Raw genomic sequence first — 18,982 nt, forward strand, 5'->3', positions numbered from 1 at the left:
CGTACCCGTGGCCCACATCGTCCTTTTCCACTCCGCCTACGGCCTGCGCCCGGCCGTCCACGAGGCAGCCGACCGGCTGCGCTCCGCCGGGCACCGGGTGCACGTCCCCGACCTGTACGACGGCCGCACCTTCGACACCGTCGAGGACGGCATGGCGTACAAGGACGAGCTCACCACCGACGAACTCCTGCGCCGCGCCGTCACCGCCGTGGCGCCGCTGCTCACCTCGGCCAACGGCACGACCGCGCCGCCGGACGGTCTGGTCTACGCCGGCCTCTCGCTCGGCGGCGCGCTCGCCCAGAACCTCGCCCTCGCCGACGAGCGGGCCAAGGGCCTGCTGCTCCTGCACGGGACCTCGGACATCCGCGAGGACGCGGCCACCACGGTCCCGGTCCAGCTGCACGTCGCCGAACCCGACCCGTTCGAGTCCGAGGACTGGCTGAACGCCTGGTACCTGCAGATGCGCAAGGCCGGCGCCGACGTCGAGGTCCACCGCTACCGGGGCGCCGGCCACCTCTTCACCGACCCCGAACTCCCGGACTACGACGCCGAGGCCGCCGAGCAGACCTGGGCCGGCGCGCTCGCCTTCCTGGCCGAACTGGACGGCTGACCGACGCGGCGGCTCGCGCGCGGCTCGCTGCTCGCTGGGCGCGGCGGCCGGAGGGCCGGGACGGCCCGGGGCCTCCGGCACGCCGGTCATCGGCTGTCATCTGTCATCTGTCAGGCGTTATCGGCTATCGGTTATCTGTCAGTCGTCAGGCGGTCGGCGGACCGACTGGTCGAGTCGGCGCAGCCGCTCCGATGAGGGTCCGGCCCGGAGCCGGAGGGAGCGATGTACTCGGGTGCGGTGCGTTCAGAGGGTGCGGTGCATGATGTGGAGGCCGACGTAGCCCTTCGACGGGTGGCGGAAGCCCTCCGGCAGGGTGCCCAGGATCTCGAAGCCGAGAGAGCGGTACAGCTTCACCGCATGGACGTTCGTCTCCACGACGGCGTTGAACTGCATCGCCCGGAAGCCCGCCGTGCGGGCCCACTCCACCGTGTACGCGCAGAGCGCCCGTCCGACGCCGCGCCCGGAGTACGCCGGATCGACCATGTAGCCAGCGCTCGCGATGTGCGAGCCGTTGCCCAGGTGGTTGGTGTTCATCTTCGCCGTGCCCAGGACCGTACCGGCGTCGTCGACGGCGACGACCGTTCGGTGGGGGGCGCTCAGGAGCCACCAGTCGCGGCCGTCCTGCTCGCTCAGATCCGTCGGACAGGTGAAGGTCTCACCCGCTCTGACGATCGTCCGGAAGAAGGGCCAGACGGCGTGCCAGTCCTCGGTGTCGGCTTCCCTGATCAGCATGTGGACAGGATGTCCGGGCGGCCGAGGGAGCACCAGCGCTTTTCGCCCCCGGACGAAAGGGGTGTCCCGCCCCCACAGCGGAACACCCCCGGGTCAGTTGTCCTGGGTGGCGTTCGAGTCGGCCTGCGCGGCGGCGCTCTCGGCCGCGTCGACCTTCTGCTGCATGTCCTTCACCTGGGCGTCGTCCGGGGCGGCCGGCTGGGTGACGGCCGCCTGCCCGCCCGCGTCGCTCCCGCCCGCGCCGCTTCCGCCCGCGCCGTGGGGGCCGCAGCCGGTCAGCAGCAGGGCGGTGACGGCGGCCAGGGTCGCGAGGCCGGCGGCGGTGCGGCGGCTCACTTGGCCGCCGCCGTGCCGAGGCCCTGCGCGGCGCACCAGGTGGTGACCGCCGCGAGGTCGGTCTGCCGGGTCTGGAGCGTGGGCAGCAGGCTCTTGCGGAAGGTCAGGCGGTCGTTCAGGTAGGTGTGGATCTCGGTGTGGCCGGCGGCCTGGGCCTCGTCCACCCGCTTCTGCAGGCGGGCCACCGAGCCGGTGACGGTGGCGTCGCCGTTCAGCCGGGCCAGGGCGGTGGTGACGCGCTGATCGATCTTCGGCAGGCGGTTGCAGACGGATTTGGCGCCGTCGCCCTTCGGGGCGACCGGGGCCTTGGTGCCGGCCGCCTGAGCGGGGGCGCCCGCGAGGAGGGCGGCGGCTACGGCGAGGGCGCCGACGGCGGCGGCCTTCCTACGGTTCGGGAGCATCGCTGGGTCTCCTTCGTGGCAGGTGCGCCGGGCCCGTGGGCGGGTCCGGCTGTGCTGGAAGGTAGCGGGGCTTCTTGTGGATTCCTTGTGAGTGGATTCCTTGCTCGGGCGGCTCGGGCGGCTCGGGCGGCTCGGGCGGCTCGGGCGGCTCGGGCGGCTCGGGCGGTCAGGAGTGTCCCGAGATCCAGTCCCGGCGGACGGGCAGCTCGACGGTCGGTGCGTCCGTCCGCAGCAGCGGCAGCCGCACCTCGAAGCGGGTGCCCGCGCCGCCGGGCGCCGCTCCGGCCGTGACGCTGCCCCGGTGCAGCGCGGCCTGCTGGGCGACCAGGGTCAGACCGAGCCCCGACCCCGGGCTGTCCGGGCGGCGGTGGAAGCGATGGAAGATCGCCTGGCGCTCCGGTGCGGGGATGCCGGGCCCCGCGTCGTCCACGGTCAGGACGGCCACCCCGCTCTCCGCCCGCAGGCCGACCGCGATCGTGGCCGGCTCGCCGGGGCGGTGCCCGTGCACCACCGCGTTGGTGAGCAGGTTGGCGAGCAGGATCCGCAGCCCGCCCTCCCAGCCGAAGACCCGCAGCTCGGTCAGCCCTCCACTCGTGACCGTCGCCTCGGGGTGACGGCGGCGGGCCTCCCCGGCGGCGGCGTCCACCAGTTCGGCGAGGTCGAGCGGGCCGAACGCCGACACCTCCACCAGATCGCCCTGGGCCAGTGTCCGCAGGGCGGTGAGCAGTTCCTGCAGCCGGGCGTGATCCTCCCGGAGGTCGCGGACGACCTCCGCCCGCTCCTCGGCGGGCAGGTCGGGGTGGGCGGCCAGGACGTCCAGATCGGTCCGCATGCTCATCAGCGGGGTGCGCAGTTCGTGCGAGGCGGCCGAGGAGAAGGAGCGGGCGCTGTCCAGCGCCTGCGCCGTCCGTCCGGCCTGTTCGTCGTAGCGCGAGAGCAACAGGGCTATCGCCGTGGTGAGTTCGTCCACCTCGGCGATCCTGCTGGGTTCGGGGGCGAAGGCGGCGGCCCCGGCACGCGGGTCCAACTCGGCGGCCCGCCTGCTGAGTCGGCGCAGTGATCCGGTGGCCCGGTGTGCCAGCCCGAGGGCCAAGAGTCCCGAGACGGGTGCGGCGAGCAGGGCCACCAGCAGCACCCGGCGCCGTACGGCGGTGAGTTGGGGGCCGTCGGCCACCGCCGGGGCGAACAGCTGGAGGGTGCCGGGCGCGTTGCCGTCCACCGCCACGGTCAGCACCCGCCAGGCCCGGCCCCGCTCGCGGACGGTCGCCGGGCCACCGGTCGTGCGGGCCGTCCGGGCCGGGTCGGTGGGCTGGGGGCCGCCCGTCAGTACGACCGTGCCGTCGGTGGCCGTCACCCGGACACCCGAGTCGAGGGTGTCGCCGAGCACCTTGCGGCTCTGGTTCTGCTCGGCCTTGGGCCGTCCGCCGTGGTCCGCGGTCAGCAGCGCCCGGATGTCCGGGGCGATCGCCGCCGCCCGGTCGGCCAGTTGGGTGTCCTGCTGGGCGTGCAGATCCCGGCCGACCAGGCCGAGCAGCAGCGCGCCCGCGCCCAGCACCAGCAGCGGCACGACGACGGTGACGGACAGGGCTATCCGGGTGGAGAGTTTCACGCCCCGACCTCCCCGGCGGGCAGCCGCAGCACGAAGCCGACGCCCCGGACGGTGTGGATCAGCCGCGGCCGTCCGCCCTCCTCCAGCTTGCGGCGCAGGTAGCTGACGAAGGTGTCGACGGCGTCGGTGCGCACGTCGAAGTCGTAGCCCCAGACCCGGTCGAGCAGCTGGTCCCTGGTGAGGACGATCCCGGCGTTGCGGGCGAACTGCTCCAGCAACTCGAACTCCCGCCGGGTCAAACGGATCTCGACGTCGTCCCGGTGCACCTGACGGGTGGCCGGGTCGATCACCAGCGGGCCGACCCGGAGCCGTTCGGTGGGCGGCGCGGGCCGTCGGCGCAGCAGCGCGTGCAGCCGCAGCACCAGCTCCTCCAGGGCGAACGGCTTCACCAGGTAGTCGTCCGCTCCGGCCTGCAGCCCGGCCACGCGGTCGGCGAGCTCGTCCAGCGCCGAGAGCATCAGGACGGGCGTCTCGTCGCCCCCGGCGCGGACGGCCCGGCAGACCTCGGTACCGGACATCCCCGGCATCGACACGTCCAGGACCAGGACGTCCGCCGCCTGCCGGGCGAGCGCGGCCAGTGCCGACGGGCCGTCCTCGGCGAGCAGCACGCCGAAGCCGCTCAGCCGCAGCCCGCGCTCAAGTGACCGGCGGATGGCGGCATCGTCGTCCACGACGAGCACCCGGCCCGTGGTCATGGGCGTCTCCCTCCGTCACGCGAAAGAGGGCCACCGTCTCATGCGCCTCCGACGCGCGGCCCGTGGGGGTCGGCGCCGGCCGCGGGACCGGGTGTCGCGGCGGCCTCACCCGCCTGCCGGACGCGAGCGTCGCCTCCTGGCCCGGCCAGGCGGCCGGTCACCGACGGTTCCGGGCCGCCGTCCCCGGTGCCACCGTCGCCGGTGCTGCCGTCGCCGGTGCTGCCGTCGCCGGTGCTGGCTGCCCCGGTGCCGCCGTCGCCGGGGCGAACGGCGCGGGGGCTCGCCGTGCCGTTCGGGCCGCCCGCAGCCGGCCTGCCACCAGTTGCAGGGCGAGCGCGCAGGCGACGGCGATGCCGAAGGCGGGGCCGCCGCCCAGGGGTTCGGTCAGCTCGGCCACCAGGAAGCAGAAGACGGCGAAGCCCAGGAGGCCGCGCAGCACGCCGCGCAACGTCGCCTCCGCGACCGAGGCGCCGCCCTGGGCGAGCGCGAAGGTCGCGACCACGCTGGTGCCGATGGGGAACGGCGCGAGTACGCCCGTCAGGTCGGGACCGAGGTGCGAGGCGGCCGTGGTCAGGACGGTGACCAGCAGGGCCGTCGCGGCGGCCCGCGCCGGGAGGTCCCACCGCGGTGGCCGCGGTGTCGCCGTCACCTCACCCCCCGGAGTGGTTCGGCCCAGTGCCCGGGCGCCGCAGGCGGTCGCGGCCAGCGACAGGCACAGGGCGAGGAGGGGCGGCACGGAGAGCAGCGACAACGCGGGGTCCGCGACCAGACAGAGCGACCAGGCCAGTACCAGGGTGACCGACCAGTGCCCGGTCCGCACCGTCCGGGACAGCAGGGCGAAGACGACGACGAACAGTGCCAGCGAGACCAGGCCCAGCAGCGAGGCCCCGGCGGCTCGTGCGGCGAACCCCGGGCCGTGTTCCAGACAGGTGATGAACAGGATCGGCCCGGCCACGATCGGGAGCGCCACCAGGGTGCCCGTCAGGGCCGGTCCCCAGCGACGTCCGGCGAGGGAGGAGGCCACCACGAGCCCGGGCGCGAGGAGCAGCTTAAGGATCAACATCGACACTGGCGTCATCCTGACGCATCCGCCCGGCGGACCGGTCCGCCCTGGTGGGCGGCCCGGCGCGGTGGTTCAGGACGGACGCTGATCCCCGGGCGGGGTGGCCGGGAACACCGGGGGGAACGGCGGCGGGCCCGGCTGCGCGGGCGGGGGAGTGGCGGCCTGCGGCGCGGGCTGGTGCGGCGCTTGGGGTGCCTGCGGCGCGGGCTGGTGCGGCGCTTGGGGTGCCTGCGGCGCGGGCTGGAACGCTGTCGGCCCGGAGTGGGCTGCCGGCTGGAACGGTCCGGGCTGGAACGGCGTCGGCCCGGACTGCGGCGGCACCCCGGTCGGCACCGGCCCGTAGGAGGTGTACGGGTTGAACACCGGAGCGGGGGGCGTCGTGGTGCGGGTGGCGGCGACGATGACGGCCACCAGGACGGCGGCGAGAACCGCGAAGACGTGCAGCAGGTTGAAGGTCAGATAGGTGCCGTTGTACGCGAAGCCCCCGCCGGCGTCCGAGCCGCTGAGCTGGTTGATCAGTGACGCCGCGGTGGAGTAGGCGTCCACCGCGAGCAGGACCACCGCCGCGGGCCGGACCCACCGGCCGCCGCTGAAGGCGCCGACGGCGATGGCCAGCAGGGCGAGCGACAGTGCTGTGTCGTACCCGAAGAAGCCGCTCGGGCCGGGGATGACGTGGGCGTAGCTGAAGCCCAGCGCGACCGGGACGTAGCCCAGGCCCTCCTGGCTGATGTCGTAGGCGAGGGTGCCCAGTTCGCCGAACAGCAGCAGGAGCGCCAGGATTCCGATGCCGACCAGCCCGCCGCCGCCGGGGCCTCGGTTGACGGGTGCCACCGGCGGGTAGCCGCCGACGGCGGGGCGGTACGGGTCGTAGGTCATGAAGTCCCCCAGGTGGTGCGGTGATTCACAGGTCCGCACGAGGCTAGCGCGCGGGATGCCCGGGCGGAACACGGTCGGGTGAGCGCGTCCACCTGCGGGGGCGCCGTCCGCGCCGCGGCCGCCCCCGCGCAACCGGGGGCTAGAGCCCCGGGATCCGGCCGTTGCGGAACAGGTCGACGAAGATCTGGTGGTCCTGGCGGGCCCGGGCTCCGTAGGCGTGGGCGAAGGCGACCAGCATGTCGGCGAAGCCGGCCGCGTCCTCGCCGATCGCCGCGTCGATGGCGTGCTCGGTGGAGAACGGCACCAGGGTGTGGCCGCTGGAGGATTCGTCGGCGGCCGCGTGCATGCCCGCGGTGGCCCGGCCGAGGTGGTCGATCACCGAGCGGAGGTCGGCGGGCTCGTTGAGGTCCGTCCAGTCCAGGTCGGTGGTGTAGGGGGAGACCTCGGCGACCAGCTGTCCCTGGCCACGCAGGGTGGCGTGGCCGAGCCAGGGGTCGCTGTGGGCCTGGAGGGCGCGCTGGGAGATGACGGTGCGGTGGCCCTCGTGCTCGAAGTAGCCGCGGATCGCCGGATCGGTGACGTGCCGGGAGACGGCAGGGGTCTGGCCCTGCTTCATGTAGATGACGACGTCGTTCTCCAGGGCGTCGGTCCGGCCCTCCAGCAGCAGGTTGTACGAGGGCAGACCGGCGCTGCCGATGCCGATGCCCCGCCGCCCGACCACGTTTTTGACGCGCAGGGCGTCGGGCCGGGTGCGGCTGGCGGGCGGCAGGGTGGCGAGGTACGCCTCGAACGCCTCCAGCACCTCGGCCCGGGTGGCCTCGTCCAGGTCGATCGCCCCGCCGCCCTTGCGGAAGCGGCGGTCGTAGCCGTCGACGACGGTCTCGCTGTCGAGCAGGGAGACGCGGGTCTGCAGGCGGGCCCGGCGCAGGGTCTCCAGGATCGGGCCGGTGGCCGTGTCCAGGGTGAACGCGGTGCTCTCGCCGTCACGGACGAGGACGGAGATCTCCTCCCGGTAGGCGGCGGCGAAGGCCCGCACCAGTTCGGTGATCGTCTCGTCCGAGAGCGCCTTGGCGTATCCGATCAGGGCGAGGCTGGCGGCGAGCCGCTGGACGTCCCAGGTGAAGGCGCCGACGTACGCCTCGTCGAAGTCGTTCACGTTGAAGACCAGCCGGCCTTCGGCGTTGAGGTAGGTGCCGAAGTTCTCCGCGTGCAGGTCGCCGTGGATCCAGACCCTGCTGGTGTGCTCGTCCAGGAACCCGGCGCCGTAGGCGTCGTAGGGGGCGGTGGTGAGGTCGGCGTAGTAGAGGCCGGCGGTCCCGCGGTAGAACGCGAAGGCGGAGGCGGCCATCTTGCGGAACTTGACCCGGAACGCCGCCGGATCCTGGGCGAGCAGCTCGCCGAAGGCGGTGTCGAAGACGCGCAGAATCGCCTCGGCGCGTTCGGGTTCGCGGTGGGCGGCGGTGAGCTGGTCGGGCATCGGTGTTCCTTCTGTGGCGCTCGGCGGATCCGGTGGCGAGTCCGCACCCTACTGCGGGTGACCGGAGGGCGGCGATTCGCCGCTCACGGGGCCGCTCCGGGTCCGCCGGGGCGGGACGGCTGCGGCTGGATCGACCCGCGCGCCCGGGCGAGGCGATCTCTCCGACGTCGGATGCCTTCGACTTCCCGGGCGCCCGGTCCACCCGATCCCGCCCCGCGCCCGTTCCGCCGGTGCCGCCGTCCGGCCGGTGCCGATCGTGCCGCTGCCGCCGTCCTCGCAGGTGCCGCCGTCCCGCCGCTGCCGCCGTTCTTCGAAGCGATGACCGGTCCACCCGGGAGCGAGCCCTCGGTCGGGGAGCTCCGTCGGCATGATCGGCCATCCCGACGGTCGCCGAAAAACTCTCGATGTCAAGTATCTTGACGTCGAGATTGATTGTCGGGCAAGCTGCTCCCGAGTCTCTTGATGTCGAGACACTTTCCGTACGGATCGGAGGCCGGCGATGCCACGCGGCGCAGTGAACCCCCGGGCCCGCCGGGGCGAACCCGGCCTGTTGGCACAGTTGCGGCGGCCACCGGGCGGCCGTGACGCGCGGATCATGCTGCTCGCCCAACTGATGGACAGGACCGGCTCGGGCGTCTGGGGCGCCTCGGCGGTCCTGTACTTCACCTTCGTGGCCGGACTGGACGCCCGGCAGTTGGGCCTGTTGCTCGGCGCGGCCGGCGTCGCGGGCATCGCCGGCTCGCCGCTGGCCGGTCGGCTGGCCGACCGCTTCCCGGTGCGCCCGCTGCTGATCGGCTGTCACCTGCTGCGCCTCGGGACCCTCTGCCTGCTGCTGGTCTGCACCGGCCTCCACCTGCTGCTCCCCGTGGTCGCGGTCACCCACCTCGGCGACCGGGCGGCCAAGACCCTGGAGATGCTGTTCGCCACGCGGGTCGCGGGTGAGCGCCGCTCCACCTACCAGGCGCTGTCGCGCAGTGCGGCGAACGCCGGCTACGCGCTCGGCGCCGGGATCGCCGCGATCGGACTCGCGGTGGGGACGGCCGCCGCCTACCGATCCCTGATCCTGGCCGACGCACTGTCGTTCCTGGTGGCCGCCGCGCTGGTGTGGCGCACCGGCGAGCCACGCGGCGGCGGTTCGGTGGTGGCGCGCTACGGCGGCCCCGACGCGGCGAGTGACCCGGTGGGTGGCGGGGTCGGCGATTCGGCGGGCCGGCCGGCCGAATCGCCGACCCGGAGCCCGTGGCGGGATCGCGGCTACCTGCTGTTCGTCCTGCTGGACGTCCCGATGAACCTGGACGACTCGATTCTGGGCGTCGGGCTGCCCCTGTGGCTGGTGAGTCGCACGGCGGCGCCGCACGCCGTCGTCCCGGTGTTCCTGGTGATCAACACCGTGCTGGTGGTCGTGCTCCAGGTCCGGGTGTCGGCCAGGGTCACCGAGCCGCGCCAGGCCGCCGGAGCGGTGCTGCTGTACGGGCTGACGATGTTCGCGTCCTGCATCGTGCTGGCCACCGCCACCGGCGGCGGGCCCTGGGCCGCCGCGGCCGCCATGCTCGCCGCGGCGGTGCTGGTGACCGCGGCGGAGCTGATGCGTTCGGTGAGCTCCTGGGAGCTGGCGGTCTCGCTGGCGCCCCGGCGGGCGCGGGCTTCCTACCTGGGGGTGGCCGGAATGTCCCAGTCGGTGCAGAAGTCCGCCGGACCGCTGCTGCTGACCGGCGCGGTGCTGACCGCCGGCCCGGCGGGCTGGCTCGTGCTCGGCGCGGCGGTGGCGGCGCTTTCCGTCGTGCAGCGACGGGCTTGCCTGCGGCGGTTGGAGGCCGTGCTCCCGCCGTCCCCCGCCGACCGGCCGCCGGTCGCCCAGCCGGCCGGCGGCCGGATCACGCCCTGAACCCGCCGGTCGCCACCGCAGCGCCACCACCGCCGTCACCAGCGCAGCGTCACCCCGCCGGTCACCACCGCAGCGCGTTCCCCCGCCCCGGGTCCGGGTCCGGGCCCGGCCGCCCGCCGGTCAGGCGCTCCAGGCGGACGGCCCCAGCAGTGTCTTGACCTCGCTCGCGAAGCCGTTGTCGGGGTTGACCAGGAACCCGAGCTCGTAGAGGACGTTCTTCTGCGGACTGGTGGTCAGCATCCGGACGGGCACGTCCCCGGGGTGGGCCCGCAGCGAGCGCTTGAGCTCGTGCACCACGCGCGGGCTCACCTTGGTGAACGGGACGGTGATCTGCACGGGGGGCTTGCCGCCGTGCTCGGCCGAGGAGATGTCGAGGGTGCTGATCTCCTGGCCGAAGATGCTCAGGGAGCCGTCGCGCTCGTTGAGCCGGCCGCGGGCCGAGATGACGTTGTCCTCGACCATCTGGTCGGCCATCAGGTTGTAGGTGGCGGGGAAGAACAGCACCTCGACGGAGCCGTCGCGGTCCGCCAGCGTGATGATGGCCCAGGCGTTGCCGGCCTTGTTGATCCGGCGGTCCACGCCGGTGATCAGCCCGGCGAGCTTGACCTCGCCCTCGGTGCGCCCGGAGCCGAGCAGCTCCGCGATGGAGATGTCACGGTTGCGGGAGAGGATGTGCTCGGCGCCGTCCAGCGGGTGGCTGGAAACGTACAGGCCGAGCATCTCCCTTTCGAGGCTGAGCAGTTGCTTGCGCGGCCACTCGCGTTCGGTGAGTTCGAAGTCCAGGCCGATGGCCGGGATGTCCTCGCCGTTGTCCATCGCGCCGAACAGGTCGTCCTGGCCGATGGCCTGCTGCTTCTTGACGCCGGTGACGGCGTCGACCGCACTCTCGTGCACGCTGGTGAGCGAGAGCCGGGTGTGCCCGAGCGAGTCGAAGGCGCCGGCCTTGATCAGGGAGTCGATGGTGCGCTTGTTGCACACCACCAGCTCGACCTTGTCGAGGAAGTCGGCGAAGGAGGTGTACTTGCCCTTCTCGCCACGGGTCCGCACCAGGGACTCGATGACGGGCACGCCGACGTTGCGGACGGCCTTGAGGCCGAAGCGGACGTCGGTGCCGACGGCGGTGAAGTCGACCACGGACTCGTTCACGTCCGGCGAGAGGATCTTGATGCCCATCTGGCGGCACTCGGCGAGGTAGATCGCCATCTTGTCCTTGTCGTCGGCCACCGACGTGAGCAGGGCGGCCATGTACTCGGCCGGATAGTTCGCCTTGAGGTAGGCGGTCTGGTAGGAGACCAGCCCGTACGCGGCGGAGTGCGATTTGTTGAACGCGTAGCCGGCGAACGGGACCAGGACGTCCCAGACCGCCTGGATGGCCTCGTCGGAGTAGCCGCGCTCCTTGCAGCCCGCGTGGAAGGGCACGAACTCCTTCTCCAGGACCTCCTTCTTCTTCTTGCCCATCGCGCGGCGGAGCAGGTCTGCCTGTCCGAGGCTGTAGCCGGCCAGCACCTGCGCGGCTCGCTGCACCTGCTCCTGGTAGACGATCAGGCCGTACGTCGGGCCGAGGACCTCCTTGAGAGGCTCCTCCAGCTCCGGGTGGATCGGGATGATCTCCTGCTGGGCGTTCTTGCGCAGCGCGTAGTTGGTGTGCGAGTTCATGCCCATCGGGCCGGGCCGGTACAGCGCCGAGACGGCGGAGATGTCGGCGAACTCGGTGGGCTTCATCAGCTTGAGCAGGGCGCGCATCGGGCCGCCGTCGAGCTGGAAGACGCCCAGGGTGTCACCCCGGGCGAGGAGTTCGTACGTGGTGGGGTCGTCGAGGGGGATCTTCTCGATGTTGACCTCGCCACCGCGGTTGGACTTGATGATCTTGATGCAGTGGTCGATGATGCCCAGGTTCCGCAGACCCAGGAAGTCCATCTTGATCAGGCCCAGGGCTTCGCAGGACGGGTAGTCGAAGCCGGTGATGATCGTGCCGTCCTTGTCCCGCTTGTGCAGCGGGACGAGTTCCAGCAGGGGTGTGGACGAGAGGATCACGGCGGCCGCGTGCACGCCGGTGCCGCGGATCAGGCCCTCGATGCCGAGGCCGGTGTCGATGATCTTCTTGACGTCGGGCTCGTTCGCGTAGAGCGAGCGGATCTCGGTGCCCTCGTTGTAGCGCGGGTGCTTCTCGTTGAACAGGTCCGCCAGCGGGACGCCCTTGCCCATCACGTCCGGCGGCATCGCCTTGGTGATCCGGTCGCCCATCGCGAAGGGGTAGCCGAGGATGCGGTTGGCGTCCTTGACGGCGGCCTTGGCCTTGATGGTGCCGAAGGTGTTCACCTGGGCGGTGTACGCCTCGCCGTACTTGTCGGTGACGTAGCGCACCATCTGGTCGCGCTGGCGGTCGTCGAAGTCGATGTCGACGTCCGGGGGGTTGATGCGCTCGGGGTTCAGGAACCGCTCGAACAGCAGATCGTGCTCCAGCGGGTCCAGCTCGGTGATCCGGGTCAGGTAGGAGACCATCGACCCGGCCGCGGAGCCACGGCCCGGGCCGACCGGGATGCCGTTGTCGCGGGCGTACTGGCAGATGTCCGCGACCACGAGGAAGTACGCGTCGAAGCCCATCGGGGAGATGACGCCCATCTCCAGCTCGACCCGGTCCAGCACCTCCTGGCTCGGGTTGTCGCCGTAGCGCAGCGACAGCCCGGCCTTGATCTTCTGGCGCAGGAAGGACGCCTGGGTCTCGCCCTCGGGCACGTCGAACTGCGGCATCCGGTCGACGTAGGTGAAGACCTCGTCGTAGGGCTGGATCCGCTCGCCGATCGCCAGCGTGTTGTCACAGGCCTCGGGCAGCTCGCGGAACATCTCCCGCATCTGCTCGGCGGTCTTGATGTAGTAGCCCGAGCCGTTGAACTTGAACCGGTTCGGGTCGTCCTTGTTCTTGCCCACGCCGACGCAGAGCAGGCTGTCGTGCGCGTCGGACTGGTCCTCGGTGACGTAGTGCGAGTCGTTGGTGGCCAGCAGCGGGATGTTCAGTTGCTTCGCCAGGCGCAGCAGGTCCTCGCGGACGTCGCGCTCGATGGACAGGCCGTGGTCCATCAGCTCCAGGAAGTAGTTCTCCCGGCCGAAGATGTCCTGGTAGGCAGCGGCGGCCTTGACCGCCTCGTCGTACTGGCCCAGCCGCAGCCGGGTCTGCACCTCGCCCGAGGGGCAGCCGGTGGTGGCGATGATGCCGGCCGCGTTCTCGGCGATCAGCTCGCGGTCCATGCGGGGCTTCATGTAGTAGCCCTCCATCGACGCGAGCGAGGAGAGCTTGAAGAGGTTGCGCAGGCCCTGGGCGTTCTCCGCCCACATGGTCATGTGGGTGTACCGGCCGCCGCCGGAGACGTCCTTGCCGCCCTCACCGTCGGCGTTGGCCATCCGCTGCCCGCCCGGAGCCCAGAAGACCGGCTTCTTCGCGAAGCGCGAACCGGGCGCGACGTACGCCTCGATCCCGATGATCGGCTTCACCGAGCTCTTGGTCGCGGTCTGGAAGAACTCGTACGCGCCGAACATGTTGCCGTGGTCGCTCATCGCGATGGCCGGCATGCCCTGCTTCTCGGCCTCGGCGAAGAGCTTGCCGTTCTTCGCCGCCCCGTCCAGCATCGAGTACTCGGTGTGGACATGGAGGTGCACGAAGCTGTCGGCCACGGTGGAAAGGCTCCTAGCAGAGGGGGCGGGACGCGTTCCGGGGGATGTTCCACCCTAGCGCCACTGAGGCCCTTGAACCTCGCCGTGACCGATGGTGTCCGCGATGCCTTCACAAGCGATCGGGGCTGCTCGGGCAGGGCCGTCGCAGGGGCCGGACGGGTCGGCGCCCGGCCCCCGGTGAGACCGACGTCACGTACCCGCCCGGCGGCCGGTCAGCTCCAGCGGTAGCGCAGCTTCAGCCGGTCCACGACGAGGTTGAAGCGGGCCCGGTCCAGCGCGCAGGCCTCGCGGCGCATCCCCGCGTCGTGCACCCGCAGCACCCGGTCCAGGGCGACCCAGGAATCCCGGCCGGTGCGGTCCCAGGGCCCCGAGCCGATCGGCACCCAGTCGCTGTCGGCGTGCGCCTTGCTGGAGAGCATCACGGTGAGCAGCGTGCCGTCCGCCTCCCGGGCGACCACCAGCACCGGGCGGTCCTTGCCGCGGCCGTCGTTCTCCTCGTACGGCACCCAGGTCCAGACGATCTCGCCCGGGTCGGGATCACCGTCGTGGTCGGGCGCGTACTCGGTGCGGACCCGGCCGATCCGCAGCGGGTCGACCTCCCGGGTCGCGGCGGGTCCGTGGGAGCCGGGGGAGCGCTCGTCCTGGTGCGTCAACTCAGCCATGCGCGAAGGCTAGTGATCGCGGCCCGGACGATCAAGATCCCGGCGCGGTCGCGCTCCCGAGAGCGGAGGGCAGCGTCGTGCGCAGCGCGGCGGTGAAGGCGGCCACGGCCGGGTGGGTGGCCGCCCCGCTGCGGAACGCCGTCCTGGTGCGGCGGCACATCGCGAGTTCGGTGAGGAGGACGCCCGGCGGCGGGTCCACCGCACCGAGGCGGGGGACCAGGGCGACCCCCTGGCCCGCCGCGACCAGGGCCAGCACGGTGGCGAACTCGTCGACCTGGTGGCGCACCCGGGGGGTGAAGCCGGCCGCCTCGCAGGCCCGGACGGCCATCGTGCGGCAGAGCGTGCCGGGCGTACCCATGATCCAGGGGGTGTCCCGGTGCGCGGCGACCGGATCGACGGGGGCCGACGCGGCGGCGGCGCCGGCCGACGCCGGGGTCGCGGCCGGAGCGGCGCCGTCGGTCCTGGCTGACGCCAGAGCGGCGCCGTCGGTCCTGGCTGACGCCAGAGCGGCGCCGTCGGTCCTGGCTGACGCCAGATACATGGCCTCGCTGAACAGCGGTTCGGTGGCCAGGCCCGGTTCGGCCGGGGAGGGCACGAAGTCGTAGTCGTGGACGAGCGCGACGTCCAGCTCGCCCGCCCGCAGCGCGTCCGCGACGTCCGCCGGATCCATCTCGGCGACCATCGGTTCCAGCGCGGGGTGCTCGCGGGCGAGGACGGCCAGCGCGCCCGGGACGATCGCCCGGGCCGCACTCGGGAAGGTGCCGATCCGCAGCGGTCCGGCCGGCCCCTGCCGGGCGTCGACCAGTTCGGCGGCGGCCAGCTCCAGCCGCTCCAGCACGGCCTCGGCATGGCGGACCAGGTTGCGCCCGGCGGGCGTCAGGCTCACCCGGCGGCCGGTGCGCTCCAGCAGCGGCACCCCGGCCTCCCGCTCCAGCACGGACAGCTGCTGGGAGACGGCGGACGGACTGAAGGCGAGGGCCTCGGCCACGGCGGCGATGGTACCCCGGTGGGCGAGTTCCCTGAGCAGGCGCAGGCGCCGGACGTCGAGCATCGGTCCAGCTTACGGTTCTCGGTGGAAATGTGAACTGGACCCGGCGGTACGGTGCGGGCCAGGCTGGTCACCATGGACCACCGCACCCCGCTGCGCGGGATCTACGTACCGCTCGTCACCCCGTTCGCCGCCGACGGCACGATCGCCGCCGGGGCGCTGGAGGAGCTGGCGCACGGCGCCCTGGACCAGGGCGCCGCCGGCCTCGCCGCGCTCGGCACCACCGCCGAGGAGGCCGCCCTGGACGCGGCCGAGCGGCGGACCGTGCTGCGGGTGACCGCCGCCGTCTGCCGTGAGCGCGGCGCGACGCTGCTGGTCGGCGCCGGTGGCTCCGACACCCGGCGCGCCGGCGAGGCCCTGCTCGCGCTCGGCGAGCAGGCCCCGGAGGCGGCCGCCGCGATGGTGACCGTCCCGGCGTTCTCCCGCCCGGGCGAGGCCGGGGTCGTCGCGCACTTCCGGTACCTCGCCGGGCTGAGCCCCGTCCCGCTGGTGATCTACCACATCCCCTACCGCACCGGGCAGCCGCTCGGCGCCGCCGCGCTGCTGGAGCTGGCGGCCGTGCCGGGCATCGCCGGGGTCAAGTACGCGACCGGCGGCATCGACCAGGACACCGTCGAGCTGCTGGGCGCGGCCCCGGGGGGCTTCGCCGTGCTGGCCGGGGACGACGCCTTCCTCTCCCCGATGCTGGCGCTCGGCGCCGCCGGCGGCATCCTGGCCTCCGCCCACCTGGCCACCGCCCGCTTCGCCGAGCTGGCCGGGGCCTGGCTGGCCGGCGACGTGGAGCGGGCCCGGCCGCTCGGCCACGCCCTGGCGGGCCTGGCCGGAGCCGCGTTCGCGGCGCCCAATCCCACCGTGATCAAGGGCGTGCTGCACGCCCAGGGCCGCATCCCCACCCCGGACGTCCGGCTGCCGCTGCTGCCCGCGGAGCCCGCCCGGGTGGCGGCGGCGCTGGCCCGGGCGGCGGCCCTGGCCGACTGAGGCAGGGCCCCCGACGAGCCGGGGCCCGGGCCCCCACGGGCCGAGCGGAGCCCCTCCCCCGTTCACAGCGTGGAACGCCCCGCGGCCCGAGTCGGCTGTCAGGGCATGATGGGCGGAGTGCGGCTGACATCGGCAGGCTGTGACCTGCGAGAACCACCCCAGAGGAGATAGTCGGATGAGGATCGGCATTGTTGGGGCCACCGGCCAGGTCGGCGCGGTCGTGCGCGGCATCCTGGCGGAGCGCGAGTTCCCGGTCGAGCAGCTCCGGCTGTTCGCCTCGGCCCGCTCGGCCGGACGCACGCTGCCCTGGCAGGGCACCGAGATCACCGTCGAGGACGCGGCCACGGCCGACTACAGCGGCCTGGACATCGTGATCTTCTCGGCCGGCGGCTCGACCTCCAAGGAGCTGGCACCCAAGGTGGCGGCTGCCGGCGCGGTCGTCATCGACAACTCCTCGGCCTGGCGCCGCGACCCCGAGGTCCCGCTGGTGGTCTCGGAGGTCAACCCCGAGGCGATCGCCGACCGCCCCAAGGGCATCATCGCCAACCCGAACTGCACCACCATGGCCGCCATGCCCGTGCTGCGCCCGCTGCACGAGGAGGCCGGCCTGACCGCGCTGGTCGCCACCACCTACCAGGCCGTCTCCGGCTCCGGGCTGGCCGGCGTCGCCGAGCTGCACACCCAGGCCGGCAAGGTCGTCGGCGAGGCCGACCGGCTCACCCACGACGGCGAGGCCGTCGAGTTCCCGGCCCCCACCGTCTACCGGCGCCCGATCGCGTTCAACGTGATCCCGCTGGCCGGCAACCTGGTCGACGACGGCTCCTTCGAGACCGACGAGGAGCAGAAGCTCCGCAACGAGTCGCGCAAGATCCTCGGCATCCCCGAGCTCAAGGTCTCCGGCACCTGCGTGCGGGTGCCGGTCTTCTCCGGCCACTCGCTGCAGATCAACGCCCGCTTCGCCGGCCCGATCAGCGTCGAGCGCGCCTACGAGCTGCTCAAGGACGCGCCGGGCGTGGAGCTCTCCGAGATCCCGACCCCGCTCCAGGCCGCCGGCAAGGACGCCAGCTACGTCGGCCGGATCCGGGTGGACGAGACGGTCGACAACGGCCTCGCGCTCTTCCTCTCCAACGACAACCTCCGCAAGGGCGCGGCGCTCAACGCCGTCCAGATCGCCGAACTGGTCGCCGCCGAACTGGGCTGACCCGCTCCGCCCGGCACCGCCGCGCCCGTTCCCCGACGCCGGGGGACGGGCGCGGTTCGTCGCACGGGGGTCGCGGGCGCCCGGGGCCCGTGCGTCGACGCACCGCCCGGACCGGGCGCGGCCGTGGTCCACCGGGCGCCCGGGGCGGCGGCCGGTCGGCGCCGGCGGCGCCCGGAGCCCGGCAGGGGCCGTCGGCCCGATCGGCGTGGTTTGGGGGATTGGAGGGCAGCCGGTCGGGCAGACTGCTCCGTACGCCGCGCCCCGGGCCGCCTGCCCGGGTGGTGGCGGACCGCGCCCGCGCGGCGCTGCCGGCCCGGTGGCGCGGTGCCCGGGGCCGACCGGAACGACCGGAAAGAGGTGCGGACGTGGACCGCTGTGTCGTCCTGGTGGACGCCGGATACCTGCTGGGCGCGGCCGCCAGCCTGCTCGCCGGGGACCCGTCCCGGTCGCGGGTGACGGTGGACCACACCGCGCTGATCGCCGCGCTGCGCGAACGCGCCGAGGCCGAGACCGGTCTGCCGCTGCTGCGCATCTACTGGTTCGACGCGGCCCCGGACCGCCGCCCGATGCCCGAGCACCGCCGGCTGCGGGTCCTGCCCCGGGTGACGGTCCGGCTCGGTGCGCTGACCCGCGCGGAGGGCCGCTGGGTGCAGAAGGGCGTGGACGCCGCGATGCACGCCGAACTCTCCGAGCTGGCCCGTAACCGGGCCTGCGCGGACGTGGTCCTGGTCACCGGGGACGGCGATCTGCTGCCCGGCATGATGTCCGCCAAGGAGCACGGCGTGGTGGTGCACCTGTGGGCGCTGCAGGCCGCCGACGGGGACTTCAACCAGTCCGAGGACCTGGTCGGCGAGGCGGACGAGCGCCGGGTGCTGGACCGCGAGTGGATCGAGCGCTGGGTCGCCGTACGGGAGAGCCTGCCCTTCCAGGCGCCGGGACCGCGGGCCGAGATCGCCAAGATCCTCTCCGCGCCGCCGGCCCCCGCGCGCTCCGGCGCCGCGACGCGGCCGGCCGCGCGCCCGGAGCCGGCCGCCGCGCTGGCCGGGGCGGCGGAGCCCGCCTCGGCGCTGAAGGTCGTGCCGACCCCCAAGGACCTCGCGGGCCGCGCCCCGGTGCCGGTCGTGGCCGCCGCCGTCCCGAGCGCCAACGGCGGCGGGGGCGGGAACGGCGGGGGTGCCCACGCCGGGGTGAACGGCACGGGTGCCAACGGGCACGTGGTGAACGGCAGCGGCCCCGTGCTGCGCTGGTCCTCCGACCGGGGCTGGGTGGACCGCCCCGCCGCCGAGACCGCGACCGCGGGCGACGGCCTGCCCACGCTCGCCCAGCTCACCACCGCCGAGCAGCGCTGGGTCGACCGCGAGGAGGACATCACCACCATCGGCGGCGACGCCCACGAGGTCGGCCAGGTCTTCGCCCGGCGCTGGACGGAGCGGCTCGGCGACGTCGAGCGGCTCACCGTGCTGTGGCCCGACTACCCGCGCATCCCGCACCGCGTCGACGGCGAACTGCTCCGCTACGCGGCCCGGTTCGGCCTCCTCGCGCACAAGGACGACCAGATCGACGAGCACGACCGGTACGCCATCCGGGCCGGCTTCTGGAAGGAACTGGCCGTCCGGGTGCCCGGCGGGGACCTGATCGTCGTCGAGGACTGAGCGCCCGGCGCCCGCCCGCCGCGCGGCCTGATTCGTCGCATCAGGCCCCCTTGTCCGGATCTGGCCCCCCAGCGCGTAGAGTCTTCGC

At 73.4% G+C, this 18,982-nt stretch carries 16 protein-coding genes; 5 read left to right on the forward strand and 11 right to left on the reverse strand.

What is annotated here, in order from left to right:
- Window positions 1-7: 7 nt before the first annotated feature.
- Window positions 8-610, forward strand: a complete 603-nt coding sequence (locus tag OG823_RS25725; protein ID WP_371482203.1) for a dienelactone hydrolase family protein — start codon at window positions 8-10, stop codon at window positions 608-610.
- A gap of 243 nt (window positions 611-853) precedes the next feature.
- Here the strand turns inward: OG823_RS25725 and OG823_RS25730 are convergent, their stop codons facing one another.
- From OG823_RS25730 to OG823_RS25765, 8 genes are all read right to left on the reverse strand, one after another.
- Window positions 854-1,342: an N-acetyltransferase family protein gene (locus tag OG823_RS25730; RefSeq protein WP_371482204.1), complete on the reverse strand. Its 489-nt coding sequence runs from the start codon at window positions 1,340-1,342 to the stop codon at window positions 854-856.
- A gap of 93 nt (window positions 1,343-1,435) precedes the next feature.
- On the reverse strand, window positions 1,436-1,678 hold the full coding sequence (locus OG823_RS25735; protein ID WP_371482205.1) for a hypothetical protein: 243 nt from the start codon (window positions 1,676-1,678) through the stop codon (window positions 1,436-1,438).
- Window positions 1,675-2,079, reverse strand: a complete 405-nt coding sequence (locus OG823_RS25740; RefSeq protein ID WP_371482207.1) for a hypothetical protein — start codon at window positions 2,077-2,079, stop codon at window positions 1,675-1,677. Before OG823_RS25740 ends, OG823_RS25735 begins: the two co-directional genes overlap by 4 nt.
- 166 nt (window positions 2,080-2,245) lie before the next feature.
- Window positions 2,246-3,688 (reverse strand): sensor histidine kinase, encoded by a 1,443-nt coding sequence (locus OG823_RS25745; RefSeq protein ID WP_371482209.1) that lies wholly within the window; start codon window positions 3,686-3,688, stop codon window positions 2,246-2,248.
- Window positions 3,685-4,383, reverse strand: coding sequence for a response regulator transcription factor (locus OG823_RS25750; protein WP_371482210.1), 699 nt, complete (start codon window positions 4,381-4,383; stop codon window positions 3,685-3,687). The genes OG823_RS25745 and OG823_RS25750 overlap by 4 nt, the downstream gene beginning before the upstream one ends.
- 157 nt (window positions 4,384-4,540) lie before the next feature.
- Window positions 4,541-5,446, reverse strand: a complete 906-nt coding sequence (locus tag OG823_RS25755) for a hypothetical protein (protein ID WP_371482212.1) — start codon at window positions 5,444-5,446, stop codon at window positions 4,541-4,543.
- Window positions 5,447-5,518: 72 nt separating this feature from the next.
- Window positions 5,519-6,322 carry a hypothetical protein gene (locus OG823_RS25760; protein WP_371482213.1) on the reverse strand — a complete coding sequence of 268 codons (804 nt, stop codon included), beginning with the start codon at window positions 6,320-6,322 and terminating at the stop codon, window positions 5,519-5,521.
- 139 nt (window positions 6,323-6,461) lie between these two features.
- Window positions 6,462-7,799 carry a DUF2252 domain-containing protein gene (locus OG823_RS25765; RefSeq protein ID WP_371482215.1) on the reverse strand — a complete coding sequence of 446 codons (1,338 nt, stop codon included), beginning with the start codon at window positions 7,797-7,799 and terminating at the stop codon, window positions 6,462-6,464.
- A 499-nt stretch (window positions 7,800-8,298) separates the two neighbouring features.
- Between OG823_RS25765 and OG823_RS25770 the strand changes: the two genes are divergently transcribed.
- Window positions 8,299-9,684, forward strand: coding sequence for an MFS transporter (locus OG823_RS25770; RefSeq protein WP_371482216.1), 1,386 nt, complete (start codon window positions 8,299-8,301; stop codon window positions 9,682-9,684).
- 120 nt (window positions 9,685-9,804) lie between these two features.
- On the opposite strand, the gene dnaE is transcribed toward OG823_RS25770, so the two are convergent.
- The 3 genes from dnaE to OG823_RS25785 all read right to left on the reverse strand — a co-directional run bounded on the left by dnaE (window position 9,805) and on the right by OG823_RS25785 (window position 15,066).
- A complete protein-coding gene (gene dnaE, locus OG823_RS25775) occupies window positions 9,805-13,353 on the reverse strand; it encodes a DNA polymerase III subunit alpha (protein ID WP_371482218.1) in 3,549 nt (1,182 codons plus the stop codon).
- 212 nt (window positions 13,354-13,565) lie between these two features.
- Entirely contained in the window at window positions 13,566-14,015 is a 450-nt protein-coding gene (locus OG823_RS25780; RefSeq protein WP_371482220.1) for a type II toxin-antitoxin system PemK/MazF family toxin, read from the reverse strand.
- 31 nt (window positions 14,016-14,046) lie between these two features.
- Window positions 14,047-15,066 carry a LysR family transcriptional regulator gene (locus OG823_RS25785; RefSeq protein WP_371482222.1) on the reverse strand — a complete coding sequence of 340 codons (1,020 nt, stop codon included), beginning with the start codon at window positions 15,064-15,066 and terminating at the stop codon, window positions 14,047-14,049.
- A 72-nt stretch (window positions 15,067-15,138) separates the two neighbouring features.
- On the opposite strand from OG823_RS25785, the gene OG823_RS25790 reads away from it, so the two are divergent.
- From OG823_RS25790 to OG823_RS25800, 3 genes are all read left to right on the forward strand, one after another.
- The gene (locus OG823_RS25790) at window positions 15,139-16,041 is read left to right on the forward strand and encodes a dihydrodipicolinate synthase family protein (protein ID WP_371482224.1); all 903 of its coding nucleotides are present in this window, start codon (window positions 15,139-15,141) and stop codon (window positions 16,039-16,041) included.
- Between the two features lie 175 nt (window positions 16,042-16,216).
- The gene (locus OG823_RS25795) at window positions 16,217-17,242 is read left to right on the forward strand and encodes an aspartate-semialdehyde dehydrogenase (RefSeq protein WP_371482226.1); all 1,026 of its coding nucleotides are present in this window, start codon (window positions 16,217-16,219) and stop codon (window positions 17,240-17,242) included.
- A gap of 365 nt (window positions 17,243-17,607) precedes the next feature.
- Complete coding sequence (locus OG823_RS25800) at window positions 17,608-18,894, forward strand: NYN domain-containing protein (protein ID WP_371482227.1); 1,287 nt, start codon at window positions 17,608-17,610, stop codon at window positions 18,892-18,894.
- The last annotated feature ends 88 nt before the right edge of the window (window positions 18,895-18,982 follow it).

The organism is Kitasatospora sp. NBC_00315, assembly GCF_041435095.1.
Lineage (GTDB): Bacteria > Actinomycetota > Actinomycetes > Streptomycetales > Streptomycetaceae > Kitasatospora.